Genomic DNA, 25447 nt, shown 5'->3' with positions numbered 1-25447 from the left:
GATGACTTAATAGCTTAAATAAACACAACAAAGACTGTGTGGCACTTTAAAAAGTTCCCTATCTTGTCTTGCCAGGTTATTTTGATTGCTTTTCAGGGCGCACATTTTCGCTGCCACTGAACAAGCCAGAGCTTTGATTAGAAAAATCTAACGGCTGCACATCAGCACTGTCTTTTTCACGAGTCACTTTTTGTTCTTTATTCTGCAAAAATGGCGATGCATGCTCCCCAAAGAAGCTCACATTGCTGCTCTGTACATCAGTGTTTAACAGTGACAGAGAACTTTCATAGTTGTCCAAATTTTGGCTCAATGTTTGGCATTGCTTTTGAAGTTGTTCTGCAATTTTACGGCTTTCAGTCACATGATTCAGAGACTGCTGAACCATCACATCTTTCAATGTTTGCTCTTTCTGGCCGTCTTTTGATGTCTTTTCTTTATCAAAATAGACATATTTTGCAACAAAGAAACCAATCACCGCGCCTACCAGCACCAAAACCACACCTATTAACCAATCCATACTTACTCCAATCATAAGGTTGTAAAAACGACATACACCTGAAAAGCACAATATCACTTAACTCTACAGTCGCCAGCAGCAATATTTAACAAACTTTGCACCGCTTACAGCGAAAAAAACACCATGTTTTGATATTATACCCCTGTCACGCATTTATGCGGTCATTAAATTTCGATTCAATACCTCAACAAGATTAGCTTGGTGATTTTTAAGGTCATTCAGTAAAAGGAAAAGACACGCCTTATGTCAGCTTCAACCCCTTGGCAAAAATATCAATCAGATTTACAGCGCGACGACTTTCTTTCTGACCCAGCCCAAGCCAACGCAGTCAAACAGTTGCAACGCCTTTACGATGACCTTGTAGCGCCAGACAAAGAACCTAGCCTGTGGACCAAAGTTAAATTTGTACTAGGTAAAGATGAAAAAGCCCAGTCCATAAAAGGCTTATATTTTTGGGGGGGTGTAGGTCGAGGTAAAACCTACTTGGTAGATACGTTTTACGACTGCTTGCCATTTGAGAAGAAGATGCGGGTGCATTTTCACCGGTTTATGCACCGCGTTCACGAGGAGTTGAAATCTCTCGGCGGTCAATCTGATCCACTTAAAATAATTGCCGCGAAGTTTGCAAGCGAAGCCAAAGTCATCTGCTTTGACGAGTTTTTTGTGTCTGATATTACAGATGCCATGATCCTCGGTACGCTGATGGAAGAGATGTTCGCACGGGGAATAGTCTTAGTAGCAACGTCTAATATCATCCCTGACGAGCTTTATCGAAACGGATTACAGCGAGCGCGCTTTTTGCCAGCGATTGCACTGATAAACCAACATACCCAAGTGGTTAATGTCGATAGCGGCATTGACTACCGTTTGCGTACTCTTAAACAAGCTGAGATTTATCACTTCCCTCTGGATCAAACGGCCAACGATAACCTTTCAGTCTATTTTGCGCAGCTTGCCCCTGAAGAGTGCCAACACGATGATGCTATTACCATAAAGGGCCGAAAAATTCCCACGGTGCATCACGCTGAAGGCGTAGCCATGTTTGAGTTTCGCGCCTTATGTGACGGCCCTCGTAGCCAAACAGATTACATGGAGCTGAGTCGCTGTTATCACTCAATTTTACTGGCAAATGTGGAGCAAATGGGCAAATCGGTGGATGATATTGCTAGGCGCTTTATCGCCATGGTCGATGAGTTTTATGAGCGTAACGTGAAGTTGATCATGTCAGCAGAGGTTCCCCTTGAAGAACTTTACACAGAAGGCGCATTAAATTTCGAATTTCATCGATGCCTTAGTCGATTGAAAGAAATGCAATCACATGATTATTTAGCGACTGAGCATTTACCATAAATAAGCATCAAGGCACAAACTGCCAACGTAAGGCGTTTGTACAAAGCGTGTATTTATCGGTAAAATCTTAGTCATATCCTTTTATTTGTAGCAAAAAGAGAACATTAATGGGCAGAAAGTTTGAAGTACGTAAGGTAGCGATGGCAAAAACTGCTGGCGCAAAAACCAAAGTTTACTCGAAATACGGTAAAGAAATTTACATGGTTGCTAAGAACGGCGGCACAGACCCTCAAGCAAATTTGTCATTGCGCCGCCTTATCGATAAAGCAAAAAAAGACCAGGTACCCAGCCACGTTATCGACAAAGCAATTGATAAAGCCGCTGGCGGTGCAGGTGAAGACTTCACCCCAGCACGCTATGAAGGCTTTGGCCCAGGCGGCTGCATGGTTATCGTTGATTGCCTAACCGATAATAACAACCGAACTATCACAGATGTACGTAACTGTTTCACCAAAACAAACTCAAAAATAGGTGTGACAGGTACAGTAAGTCACATGTTTGACCATCAAGCTGTGTTCTCTTTCCCTGGCGATGACGAAGACGCTGTTTTAGAAGTCTTAATGGAAGCGGACGTGGATGTAACGGAAGTAGAATGTGAAGAGGGCGTGATCACAGTTTTTGCCCCTCATACCGAATACTTTAAAACCCGCACAGCACTAACCGATAACAACCCAGAACTTGAATTCGATGCAGATGAAATCACCTTTGTGCCGCAAACAGAAACAGTGGTAACAGGCGAAGATGTCGCCACGTTTGATAAGTTTATGGATATGCTGGAAGATTGTGATGACGTGCAAGACGTATATCACAACGCTGTGGTTGAGCGCGAAGTGATTTGAGTAAATAAAACGTTTACTGGGATTAAATAAGTCGTTTACAGTAAATAAAGCGTTTAATAGATATCCAAAGCCCACTTTAAAGTGGGCTGTTCTTATTTTTTGTCTAATTTAAAGTTTCTTGGTTTTAAATTAATACATATCAAGGTACGAAAAAAATCTCTTGGTACCTACACCGTCAGTATCCGTTGGTAATCAAACTTTTTATTCTTTCTTTAATAGCATTACGCTCGTGTTATCTGAAAGGTTCTCAATGGATAAAGCACTTAAGTAGGCCTCTAAAGTTTTACTATTAAAATTATAAATTTCTTCGTCATCGTCAAAGCTACTCCAAAAGCCATCAGAGCATATTATAAATTTGCTACCTTCTGGTACTTGATTGTGAATTCGTTCGTCTAATTCAACTTCTGCCATATCTTTACATACACTTTTAGTAAGATATTTTCTAAAACTGTTCTGGTTTAAAAGTGATTCATTTAACTTTCCTGATGAAATCAATTCTTGTGCTCTTGAATGATCAATAGTGCGAGTTCTTTCATTCAAGAAGTACACTCGTGTATCTCCAACAGTAAGTGTTAAAACCTTTCCATCGACACAGATTAGCAAAGCAATACTAGCTTTCCCTTCATTCACTACATTTTTAATAATTGCGTTTATAGCTAGATCTCGTATTGAATTCAGGGATTGGCGTCGTTCTATAGTGTTAAAAGCTCTTTTAAAATTTCTATCAACACAGTCAACAAAATGAGGAGTTGTTTCGACTAGCCCATCTAAGATATAAGCGAAAGTCCAATTTTCCCCTTGATGATAACCAACCCGATCCAGTTGGGTATTTCTTGTTCCTCTGACTGAGAATTGGAAGTTATTTTTTAACATACTGATCCCATGGCAAGGATTCATAAAAGGTTTTTACGTGAGTAAATATGCTTTCAAAGTCGGGAAGGTCACCCTCAATTTCTTTAGCCAACAACTGATATTCTTCTTGTGAACGAGTCTTTATTTCTACGTTATTTAGTGAATTTTGGTTAATAAAGCCATCAGGAAGTCTTTTTTCAGACTTTTCAAACAGAAAAAGAAGTATGTTTAATTTTTCTTCTTCGGTAACGGTTGATGAGTTGCTGAGTAAATAGTGCAAGTCATATACATCTTGTCGACGACTTCTGTTTCTAGTAACTTGTTGATGCATTGATCGGAGCTTCTCAGCTATTAGATCTTCAAACCCATACGCTTGAACAGAACCATCATCTAGAACTAAGTCATCAATTTTGTGTGTGATTTCATTAAAACTGTAATCTATTTTTACGGTATTGGCGCTGTTACCAGCTGTTAATCGCTTCATTGCCGCAGCATTAGAGTTACTTGCATATCCGATTTTGAGCTTAAGTGAAGGGAAAGTTGCTTTTTCTAGTAGATTTTTTGGTTGCACTTTCAAGGATTGTAATGAACATTTAACCCCATATTGAAGTTCATCATATGCAATCAGTAAGGCATCTTTTAGTTCTTCTTGAAACTCTTGAGTATTAAGATCTTGATACTTTTCAGAAGTAGAGAAATCAATATCTTCTGTAAATCGATCGCTCTTATACCTAATGGCTATTAACATACCTCCTTTAATTATCATTTTTGGCTTGAGGTATTCGCTTTCTGATATTGCATGCAATATTGTATGAATAGCTTGCCTAAACTCTTTTCGGTCTTGAGGAGCGTCAGCTACCCAAAGCTCAATATCATATTCCATTTGATTAACTTCCCTACTTATTATTTAAAGATATACACCAAGTTTCAGAGAATACATTAACGTAAGGTTTCGATGCGATTAACTTTCTTGAACCGCCTCTTTTTACGCTTTTTTTCCATTCATCTATGGATTTATGCGAGATCCCCAAAAGCTCTTCTAAAATATATCCTCCTCTAGCTTTATCCATAGAAGTTCCATTTTTCGTAATAGATCGAACTATTAATGCCAAGTAATCTTCAGCGTATTCTTCAAAGACTTCCAACACATGGCTAAAGCCGCCACATAATTCAGGATCTTGTAACATACTTAAGAAAGTATCTCCTATTGAAGGCACCCTTATGCCGTTCGAATTTTGCTTCTCCTTAGGCAGATTAAAATTTTTCTTTTGATGAAACTCAATTCGCTTTCCATCAATTTTGGGCAAGTTTATGACCCTTTTAGGTGTAATAGGGCCTTTTTCAAGTGCTTCAGGAAACTCACTATTTACTTGCTCATTTGCTAATTCTTTAAATTTAGTACTTGAGCAGGTTATCATTTCAAGAGATTTAGGGATTCTATCTGTTAAGCCATGTATTTCCATTGCATTTAGATAGGCAACATAACTAAACGGGTTAGCGGAACAAGCAATTTGTTGAGCTGAGGGTGAAGAGTAGCTCGTTAAGCTATATAAAGGGAGAGTCTGAACTTGTTGAATGACCCCCAAAGATATGAGATCTGCAAGATTATTGCGGATTACGAAGTAATCAGGTTCGCTTTTAGTAATCTTTCCTATTTTGATGTCATTATATTTTTTTTCTTTATACAGTCGGTATAGGTACTTCGTGACTTCGACTTCTGTAATAACCGGTTTATTGTGAGTATTAATAATAGAAAGTCTTAAAGCTTCCTTTAAAGAAATTGTTTCCATAGTCACCATCAATAACAAAGGTATAAGTCCTTAGGACTTATACCTTTGCTTTGTTGCTTTGTCAAATTTTTATCTTAGAATAGTTTAAGCCATGAGTTTATTAATACTTTGTTATATCTGAATTTTTTCATTTTTTGACAACTTCACTCAGGAATGCTAAGCTAACGTCCTTAGGACGTTAGCTTAGCATTCTGTTGAAATTAAAAATTAGCTTATAACGCACGCTCTTAGAAAGGGGGATTTATTTTATTAGACTGAGGGAAACTAATAAATTGTTTTGAAGTAAATCATTAAATAGTGTTGATGTATAAGTCCTTAGGACTTATACATCAAAAATCATGGTTAGTCAAGTTTTTTAATTTCAATTTCTTCTAAAAGGTTAATAAAAACAAGTTTCAAAGAAAGCTCAATCGAGGTATACTTGCGTCCTGAGGACGCAAGTATACCTCGACAGGGATTTATTTTAATTCTCCGAGCTTTTCGTAAGCAGGGAAGCGAAAACGCAACATCCTAGGTGTTGCGTTACAAATCTATACTCCGAAGTTTCAGTCCTTTTTAAAAGTCATGAGTCTCCACAGTGCCTGTTTTGTGGATGTATATTTAAAATCATCAGGATCTGCTTTTCGCTCATAGCTGCCTTTCAGATGAAGTTTTAGCCTATTCTCATAAATTGTAAGCTCAGATATGAGTTACTAAAGTTACACAGACTAATTTTACATTCTTAGCACTATTTATATAACTTGAAAACCCCCCACAGCGTCCCTATCCATTTGTCAAAGCACCATCTCCAGCTTTGAATATTTTTTTGTGAAAGTATTAATATTAATTAGAAGCTAAAATTAGATAATGATAATTTTTGCAAGCTTGAAACTAACTAGATTTCTGGCTAGTTATTAAAAAATTGAGAATGAACGTTGTATCCATCAGACGATACTCTAGTTCTGTAAATTATTGTCTCCAAAACGTTAGCCGAGTGTAGTGGATTAATTATTAATTTTTTGCTGATCTTTTTAGGCTAAGGGAAATCTAAAATATCAATACCATGCTTTTTGATCAATTCTACAAACGCTATGAATGCTTGTCTATTAGGCTTCTGGAATTGATCTAAAAAGTTATCAAATTTAATCAATTTTTCTTCTGTTATTCTCATTGCGCCAATGTTAGGTAAATTGTGAGTTTTAAAATTGTAGTAATGCATTAACCCCTCGTCAAATATGACGTGTGTTGACAAAATCAATTTATTTGTTACGATAAATTGCACTTCGAAGTTAAATTCAGTTCAACCTCTCATTTTTATTAATAAAAACCTTAAATAATTACATATTTTAGTTGTTTGTAGTTAGTGTTTTCTGTTGTTTTCAACGAATTTATTGGCTTTACCAATTACTTCTCGTGGTTTTTATGCTTTTCCTTGTCATTCTCGACATTCGAGACTATTTTCCGATTTGTAGCCACTGGAAAATAAGTTATGAAAAATGCAAATTCACCTAAAATTAAACAGCCAACTGTCACTGAGTTAACTGAAAATAAAATTGACGATTATGTAACCCGGAGAGAATTCGAAAGGAAGTACATTCCGTATAAAACCGCTCGTCAGTTCTCAAGCATGGGAAATGCCTCAACTGAGCAACTAGGCCAAGAAACACAACGTCATGAATACTTTTCAGACATGGAACGGCATTTTGGATTGACACTCAGTTATTTAAAAAATGTCTCTAAGGTAAAGACGCAATATCCTTTAATAGATGTTGATACAACATTAGCGGTTGCGACTCGTCTTAATATCGCCCATCCCCGTTTTGCACCAAAACGTGGATTGGTAAAAGATGCTAATCAAGGGTATCAAGCGTCTATCATGACTACAGATTTTTATTTTCAATATGTCGATATTATGACAGGTGAAATAAAAAAGATTGCTGTCTCGTTAAAATACAATGATGAAATATTAATTGTAGATGGTGGTGATAGGGTTATTGGCCGAACAATAGATAAGTTAAAAATCGAACAAGTTTATTGGGAATATAAAAAGCAGCAAGAGTATAGGTTAATCACATCTTCACATTGGACATTAAGTCCGAATTTAGTAAAAAATATTGTAATAGCTAGAAGGCATCGTGACCTTGATATTCCCCATATTATTCTTAAGTCTTTTCAAGTTCATTTTTTAGAACTCCTTACTGGTAGAAAGCGTCATCGATTGGCAGATTTGGTTTTTCTGGTATCCAAAAAAATGACTATCTCGTTTGAAAAAACATACGGCGTATTTTGGTATCTCATCTGGCATAAAGTCTTACAGGTAGATCTATTTCGTCCGCTTGCTGATGCAAGTTTTGTCTTTAATGCTAAGGAGGACTACGCATGGGAATGGTAGGTCTTCCGACAGAAAAGGCATTTGATTATTCAATTAACGAAATCATAAAAGCTAAAAATACAGATGAGAAAGAACTCGAATATACCGTTACGTATACTTTTCCTGAATCAAATGTAGTTGCGCTATCTCTACAACGTAAAAAACCTATTAAGCCTATTCTGGTTAAAGTTGGCGATGATATCGAAGGGCGTGCATGGGACTTGTTTGAAAGAACGCCTAATACGTTTAGTTCGTCTAAACATTATTTGTCTGCCACAGAAAGTCGTGTAGCCACGGCGTATGAGAGATATTCAAAAATAAGACCACTAATTGAATCTAACGACATAGAATTATATATAAAAGGCGATTTATCCAGAAAATCTTTCGATGCTCACGCAAAGCAAGCCAATATAGCTCCTCAGTCGTTATATAACTACCTCAATCAATACTTAGCATTTGGTTCTCATCCTTTAGCGCTATTACCACTAAAGTATCTTTGTGGAACTAATCGAAAGTTACCTTTAAATATTGAAGAGGCTGAGGCGAAAAGAGCTAAACGAGGTGGAAATTTTATTGGCGCAAAAGGCGATTCAGACGAATATTTAAGACGAGATGCTACGCAAGAAGACATAAAGCGAATTAAAGAATTTATAAAAAAATACTTATCTAAAGTTTCTGACCACAAATATACTTCGTTACATAGCGAGTTTTGCCAACGCCTTTGTTATTCATGGTCTGTCGTATATGGACATAAAGAGCGCTATCTTGACTTTCGTAAGTATATTTCTATTGATCAATTTATTCATCATTTTGAAAAACATGTTGATTGGAAGAAGTGGGAAGAGCTTAAGACGAGTGCAAAGGCAGTTCAAAATAACCAAGACATTACACGCGGTAAAGCACAAGAAAACTCTATTGGGCCAAGTGACACATATGAAATTGACGCCACGACACTAAATATTTACGTGGTATCGAGAATCTACAGCAGGGGAGAATATACAGATAAAGAGGTGATTGGTCGCCCGTACTTGTACTTTGTAGTTGATACCTTTTCGGGGGTTATCGTAGGCTATTGCATTACGTTTCAGCGCGGCGTTTCTGCGGTTAAAAAAGCACTTTACAATGCTTTTACAAATAAAGTGGATTTTTGTGCAAGGTACGGAATTCAAATCGATGAAGAAGATTGGCCTTGCCAACACGTTTGCGTACGGTTGTTCTGCGATAGAGGGGGAGAATATACCACTACTCTTTATGATGACATGCTGGCAGCAGACTTAAAATTAGAAACCATTACCTTTGCGACTTCCTACTTGAGTAAGAGAAAGGGAACTGTAGAGGTGAACTTTGATTCTCAAGACAAAATTCTGTTTCAGCGACTGGACGGGAGTGTAAAGCCGAATCCAGCAAAAGATGCCGTTCACCCTTCAAACTTCGCTATACATGATATTGACTCGCTAAATCGACTAATTATTGAATCGATTTTGTCCTTTAATCGTCAAAGAATGAATCACACACGGTTACAATCTTTTGATGTGTTTGAAGGAGTTAAGCCGACGCCTTTAGCGCTATGGAATAAGCACATTTCTAAAAGAATGGCAGGTGGGAATCGCCGACCAAAAAAACTAGTGATGTACGCGATGTTGGAACAAGAGGAAGCAAAAGTATCCCTCGACGGTATATTCATTTTATCAAGTGAGCTTTTATATAGAACATCTCATAAAGGCTTCCAAGAATGGCAACAAGAGATCGGCTTTCGTGGTCAGGCGAAGCCTTCAATAAAAGTGCGTGTAAACAAGAATGACCCGCGTTACGCATGGTACTTATCAAAGCAGTTTGGTACGGAAGTCATCGAATTTACATTGGCGTCACATGATGAGAGGTTTGAAGACTTAACTGCTGAAGAAATTAAGCAGCAAAAACAAATCGAAAAGAAAAGGATGTCTATCAATCGCAAAGACCGAAGAATGTCAAACGTTGCCTTGCAAGCATCGATCGCTGAAGAACGTGAGTTATCAAACGAAAACACTTCTACCAGACCTCCAGATCGTAAAGGCATAGTCGCCGGAATACAGGACAACTTCAAACAAGCACAGAAATCAGAAAACGCCAGAGATGTTATCGAAACTCGCCGTGTATTTGGCTCTAGTGCAATTGATTCATCCGCAGATGACCTTGATTCTCCATCGTCAAAAGGCGAAGGAGGCAGTAATGACTGAAGCGACCCTTCTGCTTGAACAATGGATTGATGATAATCCATTTATTACATCGCTTCAGATGCTAAAACTGACTGAATCTGAATTGATATCTCGACTATCGGCAAGGGACGATATTACTCCCAATTATTCTACATTACCAAACAGTACCAAACGTATTGGTTTGGCTAAACGATTTTATGTTCCGCCAGAGTATGCATTTGATTTGTATAATCAAATTCATCACATGATCCTTATTGGTTATCTCAATCGCCACCCTAAGACAGACGATTACGATAAGTATCTCAATTTAGTTGAAAACGGCGAGGTTTCGGTAAAAGACTTGCCTGCACCAAATACTCTACTAGACGCAGGAACTGCCATGCTTTGTATGGGGCGCTCTGGGCATGGCAAAACTACCGTTCATGATAAAATATTAGAAACCCTTAATCCTTTTGATAACTTTCATCCTCCTTCTGAAAGCACTGGATTTAGACGACTACCGCAAGTCATGTTCGTAAAAACTTATATTAAAAGTGCGACCAGTAAAAAAGCTTTCTTAGTTTCGATTCTTAATGCCATCGATAAAAAGCTCAATAGTCATTTCACTGCAAAGCTTCCAAGCAGAGACACTGTTGGTGAGCAGGTTATTTATGTCATTAAAATATGTCGAATGGTTGGCCTTGGTTTACTTGTAATAGATGATGTCCAATGGGTTTTAAACTCTAAAACGACGAAGGATAACAAGGTTGTTACTAATGTTTTTTTAGAAGAATTTTTCAACGACTTAGGCGTGCCAATGATATTCATTGGTACACCTGAAGCTGGAGACCTTTTCAGTGCTCCTGAACAGAGCGAGCAGTCTGAACGGCGTTTAATCAGTGATGGCAAGTTTGTTCTAAGTGACCACTCTATTGAACACATAACATGGAATACAATGGTTAAAGCCTTAAGCATGAACTTTTTAGGTATGAGCGAGAAGTTAGTTGATAAGGAGTTTGAACATGCAATTTTTTATTATTGCGAGGGGAACATAAGCAAGTTGAAGCGTCTAGTAAATCATATACTAATTGCGAATTTGAGTATGACCAATAGTAATCGATTTAATTCTTTGTATACAGCGCATGTGGCCACTCACATACGCAAAGAATCGATGAAACCAAAGTTACCTACAGTTGATATCACGCCAGTCGTTTCTGCGGAAAAAACAGCACAAATAGATGATAAAAATACGCAGAAGAAGGACTCAAAAAACCAAGAACGCATTGAGCGGATAAAACGACTTCAAGCCCTAGATATGGGGGACGAGTGATCTCATGTTGAACACCAGTCTTTCATCCATACTGCTAGAGAATATTAACATCAAACCCGGTGAGTATTTTCCAACCTATTTCTATCGACTCATGGAGTATGCAGACTTTTTTGCTCCAAAGGAATTTTTAAGTCTTTTTCAAATATCAAGTCCTCGTTTGATAGGAGAGACCATGCCAAGGTGGGCAGTGAAGTTTGCCGTACAAGCCTATGGAAGAAAAAGATTCGAGGATGTATTGACTGATAATATGGTGGGCAAATATTGGCAAGGATTCGTCTCTCGTGATGTATTAAATGTATATGTGAAAAATCAATTGAATGACAAGGCAACAGGACGCGTACTGTTTAATGCTGAAAAGCTACTAATGCCTTACCACTCTCTTAAATACTGCTCAAAGTGCCATGATGAAGATGTAAGAGCCAAGGGCTTTGTTATCTGGAAAGCAGATCATCAAGCAATGTCAGCTTTTATTTGTCATCAGCATAATACAGCGCTGAGTCAACGTTTAGTGAGCGAGTTTAATGGGTTTGAATGCTCAGGCGATTTTTTTGATAAATCTTCTTTTAGCACCCCTCATATTACACTTTTTCACCGTTGGCTTGATTGGGAAACTAAGCTGCTGATGAGAGGAGGTGTTGATTATCAGCGGGAGCAAGTCGAACTTCACAAGCGTGTGTTTATGGAGAGTAGCTTCTATTCCCATTCTCCAAGTAAAGTGAGCGTTGCTCTTAATAAGCAATGGCAAAGTGCGCTCCAACGGTACTTCACTATTTTGTTTCCAAATTTACAAAGTTCTGCTGAAACCACTGCTAACAATATTGCATTCAAAGCCAGCGCTATGATGTCTGAAAATGGCAGTATTCATCCTTTAATGTTTTTGTTATTTAAGTTTTTCTACATGCATGAATATCAACCATGAGTAGAATCTTGTACACACCTCGAATTCAACCTGATGAAACTTTGTTTTCGTATGTTGCTCGGTGTCACTGGCTATGGGGGGATGTTTCATACACAAATACTTCGTTGGATTGGTTTGGCTATGAAGGGGTGTGTTTAAATCAGCTTTTGCCTAGCCATATTCAGGATATCTCTCGTCATTCAGAATACGGCATAGACCATCTTCTACATAACCATACAGCTTACCCTTTGCATATTCTTTATAACGCCCGCCATGACGCACTGAAGGCGTCAATGTGTGGCGCTGGTGATATGAATATAGCAAACCTTTCATGCTCACCACAGTTGGCATTTGGTTCATTAACGAAAAGTAATTACTGTCCTGAGTGTGCTAAAGAAGACGTGTCTAAAATAGGTATCGCGTTTTGGCATTTTTCACACCAATTGTGGGGTGTTAGGGCATGCTACAAACATGGCAGTGAATTAACCAGTGTGCCTTTTAACCCCAGAAAATACCGCCTCCCGCTTTATTTTGAGTCAATACAATCTGTTGTTCCTTCAGGCGCTAATACCCTCCAGATAGAGTTTGCAAAGCATATTGTGCAATTGCTACGTAGCAACACTATTGAAAATGCTGGCCAGCAACACTTCAAAAGTCTATTTCACGCCCGTGGGCTGCTGACATCGCAAATGCATATTCGGAAGTCTGTAGTGTTAGAACGCTGTAATGAGGTAGCTGAAGCGCTTTGTGTTTCCAATGTGTTGAATACCAGAATTATTCGCCGAATAGTTTTCGACCAAGATTTAAGTATCCATCCATTGAAACCTATTTTGCTCGAATTTGCAGTAAAAGGACTGCGCGAAGAATCAGCGCCTCCCCCAATACCTGCTCCTAAACCCCTGAAAATTTCTGAGACCATTGAGTCACAAGCAATAGCGCTATTACAAAGTTATCAATTTAACGTTGCGGAGATAAGCAGACGACTTAAGGTAAGTCATGGCTATGTAAAACAATTAGCCAACCGAACTGGAGTCAAAACAACTGAGCGAAAACAAGTTGTCACCGCTGATATAGAGCGACAAGCAACTAAAATGGCAATCGAAAATATGAGTTGTAAAGATATTGCAGCCAAACTTGGTGTGTCAGAACCATCGATTACTGGAGTAGTTCAGTCTGTTGATGGGCTAAGCCTATGGCGTCAATATTTAAGAATGTATGAAAAGCGGGATGCCGTAAGAGCGACTTTAATCGAGGAGAGAAAACGCAGTGGCCTACTTAATCGAGCAGAGTTAAAAGAGCATCAAGGAAATGCTTTGAACTGGGCATATCAATACGACAGAACGTGGCTTGATGCTACGTTTCCCATCCAAGGCAACCATGCTAATCACAGTACAAAAATTTGGGAGAAGCGAGACACATCCCTTTTTCCAAAATTCAAATATTTCCTTAAACAACAACTAGAAACAACCAATAAATTGCCTAGTAAATATGCGTTAGACAAAGCATTTGGTAATCATCGTTGGTTTACATGCAAATTCGACAAATTGACCAAATGTAAGCGTATGTACGACAAGCTTAAATTTAAAATTAATCACAATGCTAGGAGAATAGATAATTTCAAAAAATAATGAAAAAGCAGAGGCGTCAACTGATGAAGGTACTGTTGATATACATATCGACAACTTTCTAATTACGCAAGCTGAAGCAGCTTTAGAAAGATACCCTAAAACTGTTACCGAGCAGATTGAGCAATGGGCATACCTTGGCAGTGCAGCTGAAAAAAAATTAACAGGGCTAGAGCAACTGCAATTGATGTCCGGTGAGTTTGAAATAACTTTAGTTGATAAGGAAAATGAAAAGGAAAGAGTCAGAGACTGAAACCGTTAACCAGTCCATGTCACTAGCGCCTAGAACTTTCCGAATCCTGATATATAGTGGGTCATATCCTATCTGACATATTTTCTCGAAGGGTTGGCCCAAATCTGATAATCAGCAACGAGCGAGCAAGAGACGTTGAGCAAACACGTCTTCACAAATGACTCATGGGTTCCAAAATGGAACATATGGTCAACACAGCCCGTTGAGGAACCCATGAGTCATTTATTGCGGTATCAATGAGAATGTAAGGTGTACGAATGAAAATTTTCGAAGAAAGAATAGTTGATCGTGTCTGTGACGTTTGCAAAGAAAGCGTGATGACAGACGTTGGTGAAGGCCGAGTTGAAGAATTTGGTGAGTTGAAAGCAAAATGGGGCTACGGGTCGAAATCGAAAGAAGACGGAAACACATATCATCTCGATTTGTGCGAAAGATGTTTCAAAGTTGCCCTTCTCGCTCTAAAAGACCACAAAAGATCTTTATTCATGTTTGATGATGATGAAAATAACCTCCCTGACGAAAAGTTTGGTTTGAACTCAGATCGCTGTTAGTTTTCTACTGAAATTTTGCGAATATAGAACGTCAACTGTCTTGACCGGCCCGGCGTCAATTATCTTGACCGGTTGTCGCTGAGTTATTCTTCCTGTTTTATTGCTGTTTTTCTTCGATAGCTTTCTCCCTGTAATTGAATGATATGTGAGTGATGAACGAGCCGGTCTATAGCTGCAATTGCAATTGCAGTTGCTATCTGGTGAGTTTGAAATAACTTTAGTTAATACGGCAAATGAAAAGTGAAGTAGATGACTAAACTTAGTTCTTGATAACGTTTACCTCTAGAATTACTTTTAGTCATAAGCCCACAATAGCTGTTTAAATTTTGTGCTATCGTTAAAATCTAAAATCAAAGTAACTGAAAATAAGAAAACGAGGCAAGGGATATGGCTAGAGTATTTTATATATTTATTTCACTTTTATTTTTATATGGCTGCCAAGTTATTGAAGAAGGTGAGGTGGATTATGTTAGAACAATATCGAACCAAGGTTTAAGTGCTAAAAACTTAGCACAATGTAACAAAGAGCTGTACGACCATTCAGAATTTAACCGAGCTGGTGTAACCCGCGAATGTTACGAAACCTTGTATCGTAAATACACAACAGTTCCGCAAATCAATTCTGGAGACACAATATCTGTACACCTGATGCAAGCTTTCAATGGGTTCGCTATCGAAAGCCGAAATATTAGTGAAACTTTTGGTTCGAGAGGAGCTAATGCGGAAATGGTTATTATCGCTAATGTTTGTGAGCAAGGAAAGGGTGGGTGCTCTATGGCCTTTGGCCCTAAAAGTGATAAGAGTGGAAGGGTTATTTTTTATTCGAATGGAGTGAAGGCGAAGCAGTATTTAAACTTCTCATACTTGCCTGTTTATGGGCCAATAAAATATGAAGGTGGGCCGCTGATAATGCAAATTTCTATAGTTGAATTAGATGACCCTTCTGAGCAGCAGAAAGCTATGCTAAAAACTTTAGCTACAGCTGGGCAGCAAATGTATCCGCCCGCGAGTGATGCTTTATCAGTTTTGGACTCTATAGGCTCTGCAATACTATCGAATTCGTCAGACGACATATTATTCAGGTATTCAATGACTTTGGTTCCGGAGTCAAATTCAGAAAATTATCACAGTCCTATTATCGCGGAAGGAAATTATGCTTTTGTGCGTAAAAGGACAGAGAAAGGCCCGTTAGAAAAAGAAATTTTTGACCATCTGATGTTTGATAACCCGTCTGGAAGGTTAGTGGAAAAGTGTACAGATAAAGAGAATAAGCCGATTATCAAATATGACAAAGATGGTAATCCAAAGGAATTTGATTTTGGCCCTTGTACATTAGATCTTAACACTGGTGAAATGTACAAAGATTATAGAACGAACACATATTTAACTTTTCAAATTAAGTCTGGGTTCGTGGCAAAGACGTTGGATAATATCCAGACGTTCGAGATGTTGATGAAGGATATTAATGAAGCTTCAGATGAAAGTGCATTAGAAGCAATAGATGCAATCTCTTCTCTGAAGTCAAAAATCAGTAGTAAAGCTATCGACAATAAATTATTGGAAAAGCTAGATAACTTAAGAAATACGCTGAGCAAAGTGCCGAATGACCAGTTTGATTTATTTGCCATTCAAGTTTTTGAATTGCTTGACTTGTATGACACTGAGGTACAAAGACTTGTTGATGAAAAGTGCTTTACAAATACCGCAACTGCTGTATGTAAAAATCTATTAACGAAAGAACAGTTAACTAGCTTGCAAATGGAGGTGCGTTCTCTTCTTAAAAGTATAAATCCAAATCCACCTAAAACAATCGGTACAATGATCCCTACTGGAGTTTCAAAATTGGCTTCATTTGATGAAACTATCACAGAGTTTGAAAACGGATATAAGCAGTTTTTTAATAAAACGATACTTGAACAGTACGGTGCTGAATTAATAACTATTAATAATCTTAGTGATAATATCGTCAAGTTGATATCATCAAATTCACATACCGAATATATTGAACAGCGTAAAGAATTGCTTTCGTCACAAGTTAGAAGTTTTTTAAACAAGTTTGCCTCTAGTAATGCGCTTAGAACTCAACTTTCATGCACAAGCGTAACTGACAAATCATGTTATCTATACTTGATGTCAACTGATGCGATGGAGGTGGCTACTGTTTTCAACCGATATGGTAGTAGACTCGGGTTAAATGGTAATATATTGGACACTACATCTGATGTAACTCTGGCAGCTTCTTTAGCACCAAGTAAAATTGATGATACTATTAAAAATATACTGGCAGCCTTAAATTAAGCCTGACATAACAGTTGTTAAGCTTCTTAGAAATTGGATGTAATTTTAAACATTTTACTTACAATGAAAGAGGCCCCAAAGCCCCTTTAAATCAGGGAAGCATTAAACAACTTATTTACTGTAAACACGAAGGCGAATAATAACTCGCAGCTGATCTAAAATATTATATAAAAACACCGTCGAAACGACGGTGTTTTTATATCTACATGAATACGTTTATTTCAGTTACTGAACAGGCAAAGCAACCACTTCATCCAAGACGCCTAGCAGCAATTTAGCCCCAGTACCTGATGCGATACCGTCAAATACGTTCTCAACATTTTTGCCTTGCTGACCACCGGCTAAATCGCTAATTGAGCGAATAACCACCCAGTCAACGTCGTTCACAAAGCAAACTTGTGCAACAGCAGCGGATTCCATTTCAGACACGTCAGCGTTAAACACTCGGCGTATCCAGTTTCGGTAATCTGCATTATCCAAGAATACTGAGCCGGTCACACCGTTGCCGCCGACCTTAACCTTTATTGCTTTACCCGATGGCATAGCAATAGGGCTGACCTTCTTAAGCGCCTTCTTGGTTAAGTCAAGTAGTTCACTTGAGGCGGTAAAATATGGCATTTGTCGAGGACTATCCCAGCCCTCTTTTATAACCGCCATTTCTTCAGGGTGTATAAAGCCAAAATTTTCGTAGGCAGGCGAATGAGGGTCTTGTTTACGGCGCTCTAAAAATGATGCCAATGACTTCTCATAATAATCAGGTAAAACGAACTCCCCTTCATGTTCCTTGTCGGGGTTGATGTACACAGACTCATCATGAAAATACCACCTGGCCGGTACAGCAATATCCCCAGGGGTAAACTCACTGCTAATAGCACCAGCAATGCCCATCATTATGACTCTGTCGATGGGGAAATAGTCGAGCGCCATTTGCATAGTCATTGCCGCATTCGGCACGCTTATGCCAGTGGTAAAGATAACTATCGGCTCACCCTTATACGTTCCTAGCTGATACTTTACGCCCTGAAAAGTGACGGTTTTGGTGATGTTAGCGTCAGGTAACTTGGCTATCGCAGCATCAATCGCTTTAATTTCAGGCTCATATGCAGCAACGATAGCGGTCCATTTGTTATCAACGTCAAATGTTCGAGGGCCATATTCGCTAGAAGGATCTGTGCTCTTTGCAGCAGCAGTGAAGGAGATAAGCATAATACACATCACTTTCACGGCTTTGATATTGCCCATTAGCCGGTAAAAGGAGGAGAGAGTTTTCAATGTCATTTCATTTTCCATACAAAAAAGATGCAGACGCACCATATTGGAGCACACGGTCTGTGCATTTAACGATTTTACGCAGCTTTATATGCGCTAAGGAGGTGAGTATGACAAAAGCATGCCAACACTTAATGATTTAACGGTTGGCGTGCTTTTTTGAGGTTGTTAACGCGTTACTTACCAATTAAACGAAGAAATTCATTACGTGTTGCATCTGACTTACGCATCGCACCTAGCATTACTGATGTCACCATAGACGAGTTTTGCTTTTGAACGCCACGCATCATCATGCACATATGTTTGCCTTCCATGATCACGCCAACACCAGCCGCCCCAGTGACTTCTTGAATGGCATCCGCTATTTGCTTGGTTAAACCCTCTTGGATCTGCAGGCGACGCGCGTACATGTCAACGATGCGAGCAAACTTAGATAGTCCTAGCACTTTCCCCTGAGGTAGATAAGCAATATGGCACTGTCCAATAAACGGCAAAATATGATGCTCGCACAGTGAATAGTATTCAATATTTTGAATAACGACCATTTCGTCAGTGTCGGCTTCAAAAATAGCGCCATTCACTACGTCATTAAGGTTTTTCTCGTAACCATCGGTCAAGAACTGCATCGCTTTGGCGGCACGTTTAGGCGTATCTACTAAACCACCTCGCTGAGTATCTTCACCTAAGATCGAAAGAATTTGCGAGTAATGCTGGGTTAAATCATCTGACATTAAATCTGACTCTGTAATTAAAAATAGACGGGCGACGTTGAAGAGCAGTTAACTTGAGGTTAGGGCTATACTTGGGCGCCATATAATCGCCAGATGATAGCATTTTCTTAGCGGGGGGTTAAATGCTTGATGTCACATCAATGTCATATTCCTTATGCCGAATATATCGATGTGCAATAATGGTTTTTGAAAGGCGTTACTTTAAGCGTTGTTCGACTGATACTCGCATATTCGCGATGTACATATCTAACGCCATTTTTGCCGTTTCATATGCTTTTGCGCTATCGGCAGAATTGGGGTGCTTTTTGTACTCTTCAAAGGCGAGATCAGACTGGCGCAAAAGGGTTCGTAATTTTACCTGCACAACATCCATATTATGACATTCTCTGATTCAAATTTTCCTTCTTCAGATTAGCAAATCAGTTGACTAACGCAAACTAGATATATGTCTAATTACAAATCTTTACATTAAATCAATTCTGACGTGACCAATGAGCGCAGCTTCTTTTGGTTTGGAGCGCCGGGTTGTTTGAAAACATCTTAACCTTGGAAGCATTTTATTTTCAAAAAAGTCCCGCACTCGTAATGGTTTTGCTCCCCCCCCTAGATAAACTTCACCACAGCTAAGCACACTATGGCTAGCAATATCAGCACTGGCGCTTCGTTTAAAAATCGATAAAAGCGTGAGGAATGCTTATTTTCATCTCGGGCGAACACTTTGACCAGATGATAAAGATAAAAGTGATACCCGTACAAAAGCGCCACCAATAATAATTTCGCATGCAGCCAACCTGAATGAGCCAGCCACGACGCGCCATATTGATAAATTAAGCTTAAACCGAAAATCAAAGTCAATAATGCAAAAGGCGTGATAAAAAACCACAATTTTCGCTCCATTGTCTTGAATTGGTCACGCACCGCTTGATTATCTGTCTGGGCATGGTAAACAAATATTCTAGGCAGATAAAAGATCCCCGCCATCCAAGCGATCATGAAGAAAATGTGTAACGCTTTGAGCCATAAAATGCTCATGGGATAACTCTCCAAATACTGAGGGCAAAGCACATCATATTAATATTGTGCTTTGTGTAAATAGCTACGCAACATGTTCCAAGTAATCACACCTGTGATATTACTTGGTTCATTTTCATAAACATACACCGCGCCCTCACGACTGCTTTGCAGCAATTCATAGACTTCGCCCAGGGTTGACTGAAACGACACCCCTTGCATGGCATAAAAAGCCAAGGATGATTCTTCTCTGCTAAGACTAATATCGTATTGAACTAACGAATACTGCACGTCAATTTCAACACTGTTTCGCTGCACCACTGGGTGTGTTGGTGATGTCTCTAAAAATTGTAAAATATGGTGTTGTTGGGCGTTATTGAACAACTTAAATTCTTTGTCCATCACCGCTAGCACGCCAGTTCTTTGCAGAGCTTCCAATACAGATGACGTACTGTAAGGCAACTTTTGATAATCCAACTGGCGGATGAAGATAGAGCTGTTTCCAAGAAACTGAGTCGAAGTTACATAGGCAGGCACAATAACTAAGATAGCGGGCAAGATAAGTTCAGGGCTATAGGATAACTCCATCACGGCTGACAGAGCGGCTAGCGGAGCATGCACTACAGACGTCATCAAACCGGCCATGCCAAGCAGAGCAAAGCTACCGCTGAGTTGTTCCATATTATCTACAGCCAGTCCCAACGGGGCAGCCAATAAGGCTCCACTTAACATACCCAGTACGAATACCGGCCCCATGATCCCACCTGGAACCCCTAGCCCAATGGCAATAATAGTGATAAAAAACTTAGCGCAAAGCACCGCTACCAGTAAAACAACATCTTGCTGCTGTAGCACCATGTCATGTACAGAAAAGAAATGCGCGCCTAACGCTTGGGGCAGTATGTAACCCACTGCGCCGGTAATCAAGGCGGCAATAAGCAAGCGCTTTATCATGTTAAAACGCTGAAAAATATGCATAACTTTCATCAAGGCATTGTTGAACAGAGTCGCTAACGCACCGAGCAATATTCCAAACAAAATCAAATACAGGTATATCCAGCGGCTGAATTCAAAAAATTCTATAAAGTCGAGCTCTTGCGCTTGACCAAATACCGCTCTGGTCATCACGGTGCCACAAGCCGCCGCTAACATAATAGGAATAAAAATATGGATCTTATATTCGCGCAGTACCACTTCCATTACGAAAATGACGGCAGCAAAAGGTGTATTAAACGAAGCAGATATACCAGCGGCGATTCCGCATCCCGACAAGATGCGAATACTGTTATCAGGCAGTTTTAACCATTGTCCAAAAAAACTACTACCTGCTGCGCCTAAGTGCACCGATGGGCCTTCTCTACCAACAGAAAAGCCGCTCGCTAATGCGAATGCACCACCAAAAAATTGATTGACCGTCGTACGAAAAGGGATATGTCCGAAGCGTTTTTTAACGCGGTGGATCACAAAAGGAATACCCATTCGGTAATGCTTAAAACCAGTAAGGTAGGCAACACACAAAATAAGCACTACGCCTATAACAGGCATGATCGCCCGCTCTAGAGCAGATAATGTCGTAAAATTATTCACTTCATCAAGATAAAGAAGCTGCAGCCATTCCACGCTTAAGCGGAATAATATGATCACCGATGCAGCGCAAACACCGCCAATAATACCCAATACGCACAATTGAATAGAGGTGCGCGGTGTAGCCAGCTCTTGTCGAAAAGCATTAAGGGACATATATTAGCGCTATTAATACGTTAGGGAATGACAGCATCTTACCACAAGCCGCTGTAATGTAAGGAATTACCTTATATTTCTGGTTTTATTGTGCTGGCGAGGTAAAGTAATTTGTGAATTATACAGAGTTAAAACAGCGCTTCGGCCCTTATCAGTTTTACGCCTTATGTTTAGTTATTCTATTATCAACCGGCTACTTAGCTTTTTCTTTTGGCTATAGACTCAGTGATGAACAACAAACACTCTTAAAGCAGCTTAAAAATAGTAGCGAGAGTCTGCGGCTAGAGAACGCGGAGCTATCACGCCAAGTAAATGTAATGAGTGTTGAGTTAGATATTGCGACGACCACCCAAAAAAAACTCGCTGAAGAAACAGAACTTGCGCTCGCTCGGGAAGTATCTTTGCGTAAAGAGCTTGGATTTTATCAACAAGTGATGGCCCCTGAGCTAAGTGCGACAGGCTTAGGTATTGATGGATTCGCTGTCGAGAAAACCTTAAGTGAAAACTATTATCGCTTTAAATTAGTACTTTTACAGCAAGATAAAATCAAAGCTACGCTCAATGGTACTGTACAATTAGTGATACATGGCAGTGAAAATGGACACCCCAAAAGCTATCCTTTAACGTCACTCAGCGACCAAGGTCCACTAACATTTCGCTTTAAATACTTCCAAATGTTAGAGCAGGAATTTACCTTACCAATGGACTTTTTAGCCGAAAAAGTGGTCATCACTGCTGATGTTTATAAATACAAACGTAAACTCGGTGAACTAAATAAAACCTTTGATTGGGTACTATCGACGAGCGAATAGTTGATAAGATTAGTCAGGTATTAGATAATAGCGGCATTATGTAGCTCGCTTACAGTAAAATCTTAAGATCCGCGCTATCCCCTATTCACTTATTTGTATACACAGAGGTAATTTATGTCGGTGCAAACAGCAGTTCCAATCGAATTCTCCGACGCCGCCGCACGTAAAGTTAAGGCGCTTGTCGAGGAAGAAGAAAACCCTAATTTAAAATTACGCGTTTATGTTACCGGCGGTGGTTGTTCAGGTTTTCAATACGGCTTTACCTTCGATGAGAAAGTAAATGACGGTGACACGACCATAGACAAAGATCAGGTGACCTTAGTGGTTGACCCTATGAGCCTTCAGTACCTAGTAGGTGGCGAGGTTGATTACACTGAGGGTCTTGAAGGCTCTCGTTTCTTAGTCAATAACCCAAATGCGACCACGACATGTGGCTGCGGCGCTTCTTTCACCGTATAACCCCCGCTTATCAAACGTGAGACTGTAACGTGCGGTTTCACGTGCCTTTTTAATGCTCTTGGGTACTATTTTTCCCCGCTTTTTCTCCCGTGCTTTTTCTCCCATTTTTTTCTCCTATATTGCTTGATGAATTTTTTTCATTTTGCGTCTCCATCATTACGCAACATACTGTTAACAGAAAGAACTGAATATTGGTAACCAGCTGAATATTAAGAGAATTATTTAGTGGCACGAGATATGTATTATCGTCTTTGAAAGTCACATTTGTGTATTTTTATATGCAGATATACGAACCAAGGATTTGATTATGAAGAAACTCACCTTAGCATCGATTATTACCAGTGTATTAGCTACCTCAGCATTTGCGGCGCAACAGGATACGACGACTCAAGAAAGTACAGGGCAAGAAAGCACACCGCAAGCAACCGATAGTAATTTCGCGACGTTAGACACCAATGAAGATGGCGTCATTTCACAAGGTGAAGCCAGTAAAGATAATATTTGGAATTATTTTGTCAAAGTCGATGAAGACGAGAACGGACAATTAAGCCCCAGAGAGTTTAACACCTATGCCAGCATCTACAGTAAAGCGGACATAGGATTGGCAGATACAGTTGTCACAGGCAAAAATGCTAACACCACTGATTCAAGCGACCAACTTTCCACATCTGACACTAACGCAGCGATAGGTGATACATCAGAGTCGATGGCCAAAGCCGACAAAGACATGGTCCATGCCGAAAGCGCTGCAAAAGAAGCAAACGACAACCCCAAAGACGCGGCCGATACGAAATTAAGTCAAGCCAAGCAAAATGCCATTTCGGCCAACGCACAAAACAGTAATGCAAAGCTTGATACCCAACTTACTGAACATGATAGTCATGATGATGTAAATGCCAGTGCAGGTGCAGGCATAAATAACAAAATGAAAGACGCAGAATCAAACGCCCAAAATGCACTTGATAATGCCAAAGAGCTAAGCGCGAAAGGACAAAGCTCACTCGATCACAGTGCAGATGCAATGAACAAAGAGCTCGAATCCACCGGGGTCGAAGGCCACGTAAATGAAGTACCAGCGAAAAGCGAAACAGAACAGCAAAATTTGGCAGCTTCGTCGGATGTAGCCATCAACGCAGATTTAGAAAGTAACAACCCTGCACTGAAAGCGCCTGATCAACCAGCCCCGGTCGAGCAAGAATTTTCAGAGGTAGATACGGACGCTGACGGATTTATCAGCAAAGAGGAAGCAAAAAATGCAGAAATATCAGAGCACTTTGACAACGCAGATATAAACAGTGATGACAAAATTAGCCAAGAGGAATACGACACCTTCGTTAAGGGGCAGCAATTAACCATGCGTTATTCCGTTCGCCATCCTTATGAATCAGAGTAAACGCAATTATTTCGATAGGTGCAATTAACTGCATTCAGCCGGCTTGTAATCACGCAAGCTGGCTTTGACTCCTTCTCTATGACTTACGACCATCAATTTTTCATGAGAAAAACAAAGCATAGAGAGTAAGTGAGCGCTCACATCAGCTCCAAATTAACTGCGTTTACGGACCGCGTGAAAGCACACTGAGCAAGTTTTTGCACTTATACCTATCGTCATATCAAACAGGGCTGCAAACAATAATGCGATACATATCCCCCACCCTAACGCTACAGGGTTCAATGGCACCGTGTAACTATATTGAGTGATCGTCTCTTGTAAAATTTGAGGGTTATATTGAGTTGCCAAATAATACGCACGTTGTACGACGCCCTTGTTTAAATTATCCCATTGAACTTGCAGCAGGCTGGCACGGTTAAAAATAAGCTGAACATTCTTAGCATCTTGGCGGAATATCGCATCTTCACTTTGCTGATAATGGCGAATTAATTTTTGCATATCGCCTTTGAAGTAACGCTCTGCCGTTTGCTCAAAGCCAGCTAAATTTTGTTTCGCTTCAAGTAAGTGAGCGTCAACGCGCTTCTGATACTGGTCAATAAAGGCTGGGATCTGTACGCCTGAAAGTAATCCAATGGCAAAAACAGCCAAACGCAAATACTCTCGAACAATATTCATTTACCCTCCTCCAACCGCGCTATACGCATAAATGGGATGCTATACCTAAGATACGGTATCAGAGATTGTCAGTTATTCATCATAAATCTATTATGCTGGTACTTTATACGGAGTATCAGATGGGGAATACAATAGCAGTCGTTAAACGCAGCACGCTTTGCTTACTTATTAGCGGAGTATACTCGGGCGTTCTAAGCGCACAAAACCACGCGCTAAACGTTGACAGTGGTGCCCCAACGACTTGCCCCGCGGCTTTTCATGGGATTGATATACCAACAGACGCCAGTGCTTGTCTTTTATTTGCCGACGCGCTTCCAGCATCATTAACCTACCATAGCAAACAGACCTCCAATGAGCTTCTCGCGTTTTTCCGACAGCGTCTAGATGGGCCAATCTCTCAACGTTTATCCCAAAATCGCATTCTTATGCGCCTGCAAAACGACCACAAAATTATTGTTATTTCCCCAGATGGAGCAGGCAGCCAAGTAGATATACTTATCAACTCTAAATAAATGGGGATTGATAAATGG

Annotated in this window: 24 protein-coding genes; 13 read left to right on the top strand and 11 right to left on the bottom strand. The window is 39.7% G+C overall.

Annotated elements, in window-relative coordinates; genetic code table 11:
• Positions 1-76: 76 nt before the first annotated feature.
• On the bottom strand, positions 77-517 hold the full coding sequence (locus AC0VYA_RS02835) for a ZapG family protein (protein WP_473478011.1): 441 nt from the start codon (positions 515-517) through the stop codon (positions 77-79).
• A gap of 243 nt (positions 518-760) precedes the next feature.
• On the opposite strand from AC0VYA_RS02835, the gene zapE reads away from it, so the two are divergent.
• Together zapE and AC0VYA_RS02825 are read left to right on the top strand one after the other, a co-directional pair.
• Entirely contained in the window at positions 761-1867 is a 1107-nt protein-coding gene (gene zapE / locus AC0VYA_RS02830) for a cell division protein ZapE (protein WP_475489985.1), read from the top strand.
• A gap of 107 nt (positions 1868-1974) precedes the next feature.
• A complete protein-coding gene (locus AC0VYA_RS02825) occupies positions 1975-2706 on the top strand; it encodes a YebC/PmpR family DNA-binding transcriptional regulator (protein ID WP_475489984.1) in 732 nt (243 codons plus the stop codon).
• Between the two features lie 201 nt (positions 2707-2907).
• Here the strand turns inward: AC0VYA_RS02825 and AC0VYA_RS02820 are convergent, their stop codons facing one another.
• Genes AC0VYA_RS02820 through AC0VYA_RS02810 form a run of 3 tightly spaced genes read right to left on the bottom strand, consistent with a single transcriptional unit; the run spans position 2908 to position 5348 of the window.
• On the bottom strand, positions 2908-3579 hold the full coding sequence (locus AC0VYA_RS02820; RefSeq protein ID WP_475489983.1) for a PP2C family protein-serine/threonine phosphatase: 672 nt from the start codon (positions 3577-3579) through the stop codon (positions 2908-2910).
• Complete coding sequence (locus AC0VYA_RS02815) at positions 3566-4441, bottom strand: nucleotidyl transferase AbiEii/AbiGii toxin family protein (RefSeq protein ID WP_159528851.1); 876 nt, start codon at positions 4439-4441, stop codon at positions 3566-3568. Before AC0VYA_RS02815 ends, AC0VYA_RS02820 begins: the two co-directional genes overlap by 14 nt.
• A 13-nt stretch (positions 4442-4454) precedes the next feature.
• Positions 4455-5348: a type IV toxin-antitoxin system AbiEi family antitoxin domain-containing protein gene (locus AC0VYA_RS02810; RefSeq protein ID WP_475489982.1), complete on the bottom strand. Its 894-nt coding sequence runs from the start codon at positions 5346-5348 to the stop codon at positions 4455-4457.
• 1468 nt (positions 5349-6816) lie between these two features.
• Here AC0VYA_RS02810 and AC0VYA_RS02805 point away from each other — a divergent pair.
• The 6 genes from AC0VYA_RS02805 (at position 6817) to AC0VYA_RS02780 (ending at position 14529) form a co-directional block, all read left to right on the top strand.
• The gene (locus AC0VYA_RS02805) at positions 6817-7719 is read left to right on the top strand and encodes a TnsA endonuclease N-terminal domain-containing protein (RefSeq protein WP_475489981.1); all 903 of its coding nucleotides are present in this window, start codon (positions 6817-6819) and stop codon (positions 7717-7719) included.
• Positions 7707-9914, top strand: a complete 2208-nt coding sequence (locus AC0VYA_RS02800; RefSeq protein WP_475489980.1) for an integrase catalytic domain-containing protein — start codon at positions 7707-7709, stop codon at positions 9912-9914. Before AC0VYA_RS02805 ends, AC0VYA_RS02800 begins: the two co-directional genes overlap by 13 nt.
• Positions 9907-11202, top strand: a complete 1296-nt coding sequence (locus tag AC0VYA_RS02795) for an AAA family ATPase (RefSeq protein WP_475489979.1) — start codon at positions 9907-9909, stop codon at positions 11200-11202. Before AC0VYA_RS02800 ends, AC0VYA_RS02795 begins: the two co-directional genes overlap by 8 nt.
• A gap of 4 nt (positions 11203-11206) precedes the next feature.
• A complete protein-coding gene (locus AC0VYA_RS02790; RefSeq protein ID WP_475489978.1) occupies positions 11207-12121 on the top strand; it encodes a hypothetical protein in 915 nt (304 codons plus the stop codon).
• On the top strand, positions 12118-13728 hold the full coding sequence (locus AC0VYA_RS02785) for a TnsD family Tn7-like transposition protein (RefSeq protein ID WP_475489977.1): 1611 nt from the start codon (positions 12118-12120) through the stop codon (positions 13726-13728). The genes AC0VYA_RS02790 and AC0VYA_RS02785 overlap by 4 nt, the downstream gene beginning before the upstream one ends.
• Before the next feature lie 507 nt (positions 13729-14235).
• On the top strand, positions 14236-14529 hold the full coding sequence (locus AC0VYA_RS02780) for a hypothetical protein (RefSeq protein ID WP_475489976.1): 294 nt from the start codon (positions 14236-14238) through the stop codon (positions 14527-14529).
• 83 nt (positions 14530-14612) lie between these two features.
• Here the strand turns inward: AC0VYA_RS02780 and AC0VYA_RS02775 are convergent, their stop codons facing one another.
• Positions 14613-14699 (bottom strand): ATP-binding protein, encoded by an 87-nt coding sequence (locus AC0VYA_RS02775; RefSeq protein ID WP_475491023.1) that lies wholly within the window; start codon positions 14697-14699, stop codon positions 14613-14615.
• Between the two features lie 217 nt (positions 14700-14916).
• On the opposite strand from AC0VYA_RS02775, the gene AC0VYA_RS02770 reads away from it, so the two are divergent.
• Complete coding sequence (locus tag AC0VYA_RS02770; protein ID WP_475489975.1) at positions 14917-16827, top strand: hypothetical protein; 1911 nt, start codon at positions 14917-14919, stop codon at positions 16825-16827.
• A gap of 225 nt (positions 16828-17052) precedes the next feature.
• On the opposite strand, the gene AC0VYA_RS02765 is transcribed toward AC0VYA_RS02770, so the two are convergent.
• The 5 genes from AC0VYA_RS02765 to AC0VYA_RS02745 form a co-directional block, all read right to left on the bottom strand.
• A complete protein-coding gene (locus AC0VYA_RS02765; RefSeq protein ID WP_011573458.1) occupies positions 17053-18042 on the bottom strand; it encodes a 5'-methylthioadenosine/S-adenosylhomocysteine nucleosidase family protein in 990 nt (329 codons plus the stop codon).
• A 230-nt stretch (positions 18043-18272) separates the two neighbouring features.
• Positions 18273-18827 (bottom strand): GTP cyclohydrolase I FolE, encoded by a 555-nt coding sequence (folE, locus tag AC0VYA_RS02760; protein WP_011573457.1) that lies wholly within the window; start codon positions 18825-18827, stop codon positions 18273-18275.
• 196 nt (positions 18828-19023) lie between these two features.
• Complete coding sequence (locus tag AC0VYA_RS02755; protein WP_198136305.1) at positions 19024-19167, bottom strand: hypothetical protein; 144 nt, start codon at positions 19165-19167, stop codon at positions 19024-19026.
• Between the two features lie 263 nt (positions 19168-19430).
• A complete protein-coding gene (locus AC0VYA_RS02750) occupies positions 19431-19859 on the bottom strand; it encodes a CopD family protein (protein ID WP_011573456.1) in 429 nt (142 codons plus the stop codon).
• Between the two features lie 39 nt (positions 19860-19898).
• Positions 19899-21578: a chloride channel protein gene (locus AC0VYA_RS02745; RefSeq protein ID WP_473478003.1), complete on the bottom strand. Its 1680-nt coding sequence runs from the start codon at positions 21576-21578 to the stop codon at positions 19899-19901.
• A gap of 113 nt (positions 21579-21691) precedes the next feature.
• Between AC0VYA_RS02745 and AC0VYA_RS02740 the strand changes: the two genes are divergently transcribed.
• The 3 genes from AC0VYA_RS02740 (at position 21692) to AC0VYA_RS02730 (ending at position 24242) form a co-directional block, all read left to right on the top strand.
• Positions 21692-22390, top strand: coding sequence for a DUF6776 family protein (locus tag AC0VYA_RS02740; protein WP_011573454.1), 699 nt, complete (start codon positions 21692-21694; stop codon positions 22388-22390).
• Between the two features lie 114 nt (positions 22391-22504).
• Entirely contained in the window at positions 22505-22849 is a 345-nt protein-coding gene (gene erpA, locus AC0VYA_RS02735) for an iron-sulfur cluster insertion protein ErpA (protein ID WP_006992748.1), read from the top strand.
• A gap of 307 nt (positions 22850-23156) precedes the next feature.
• Positions 23157-24242 (top strand): EF-hand domain-containing protein, encoded by a 1086-nt coding sequence (locus AC0VYA_RS02730; protein ID WP_475489974.1) that lies wholly within the window; start codon positions 23157-23159, stop codon positions 24240-24242.
• A 153-nt stretch (positions 24243-24395) separates the two neighbouring features.
• Here AC0VYA_RS02730 and AC0VYA_RS02725 read toward each other — a convergent pair whose 3' ends face one another.
• Complete coding sequence (locus AC0VYA_RS02725) at positions 24396-24917, bottom strand: DUF2937 family protein (protein WP_475489973.1); 522 nt, start codon at positions 24915-24917, stop codon at positions 24396-24398.
• A gap of 119 nt (positions 24918-25036) precedes the next feature.
• Between AC0VYA_RS02725 and AC0VYA_RS02720 the strand changes: the two genes are divergently transcribed.
• Positions 25037-25429 (top strand): hypothetical protein, encoded by a 393-nt coding sequence (locus tag AC0VYA_RS02720; protein WP_475489972.1) that lies wholly within the window; start codon positions 25037-25039, stop codon positions 25427-25429.
• Positions 25430-25447: the final 18 nt, after the last annotated feature.

The sequence above is a fragment of the Paraglaciecola sp. QJM3NY_14 genome (assembly GCF_056173245.1).
Note: the sequence above shows the minus strand (reverse complement) of the source record. Positions and strands in the feature narration are given on the sequence as shown.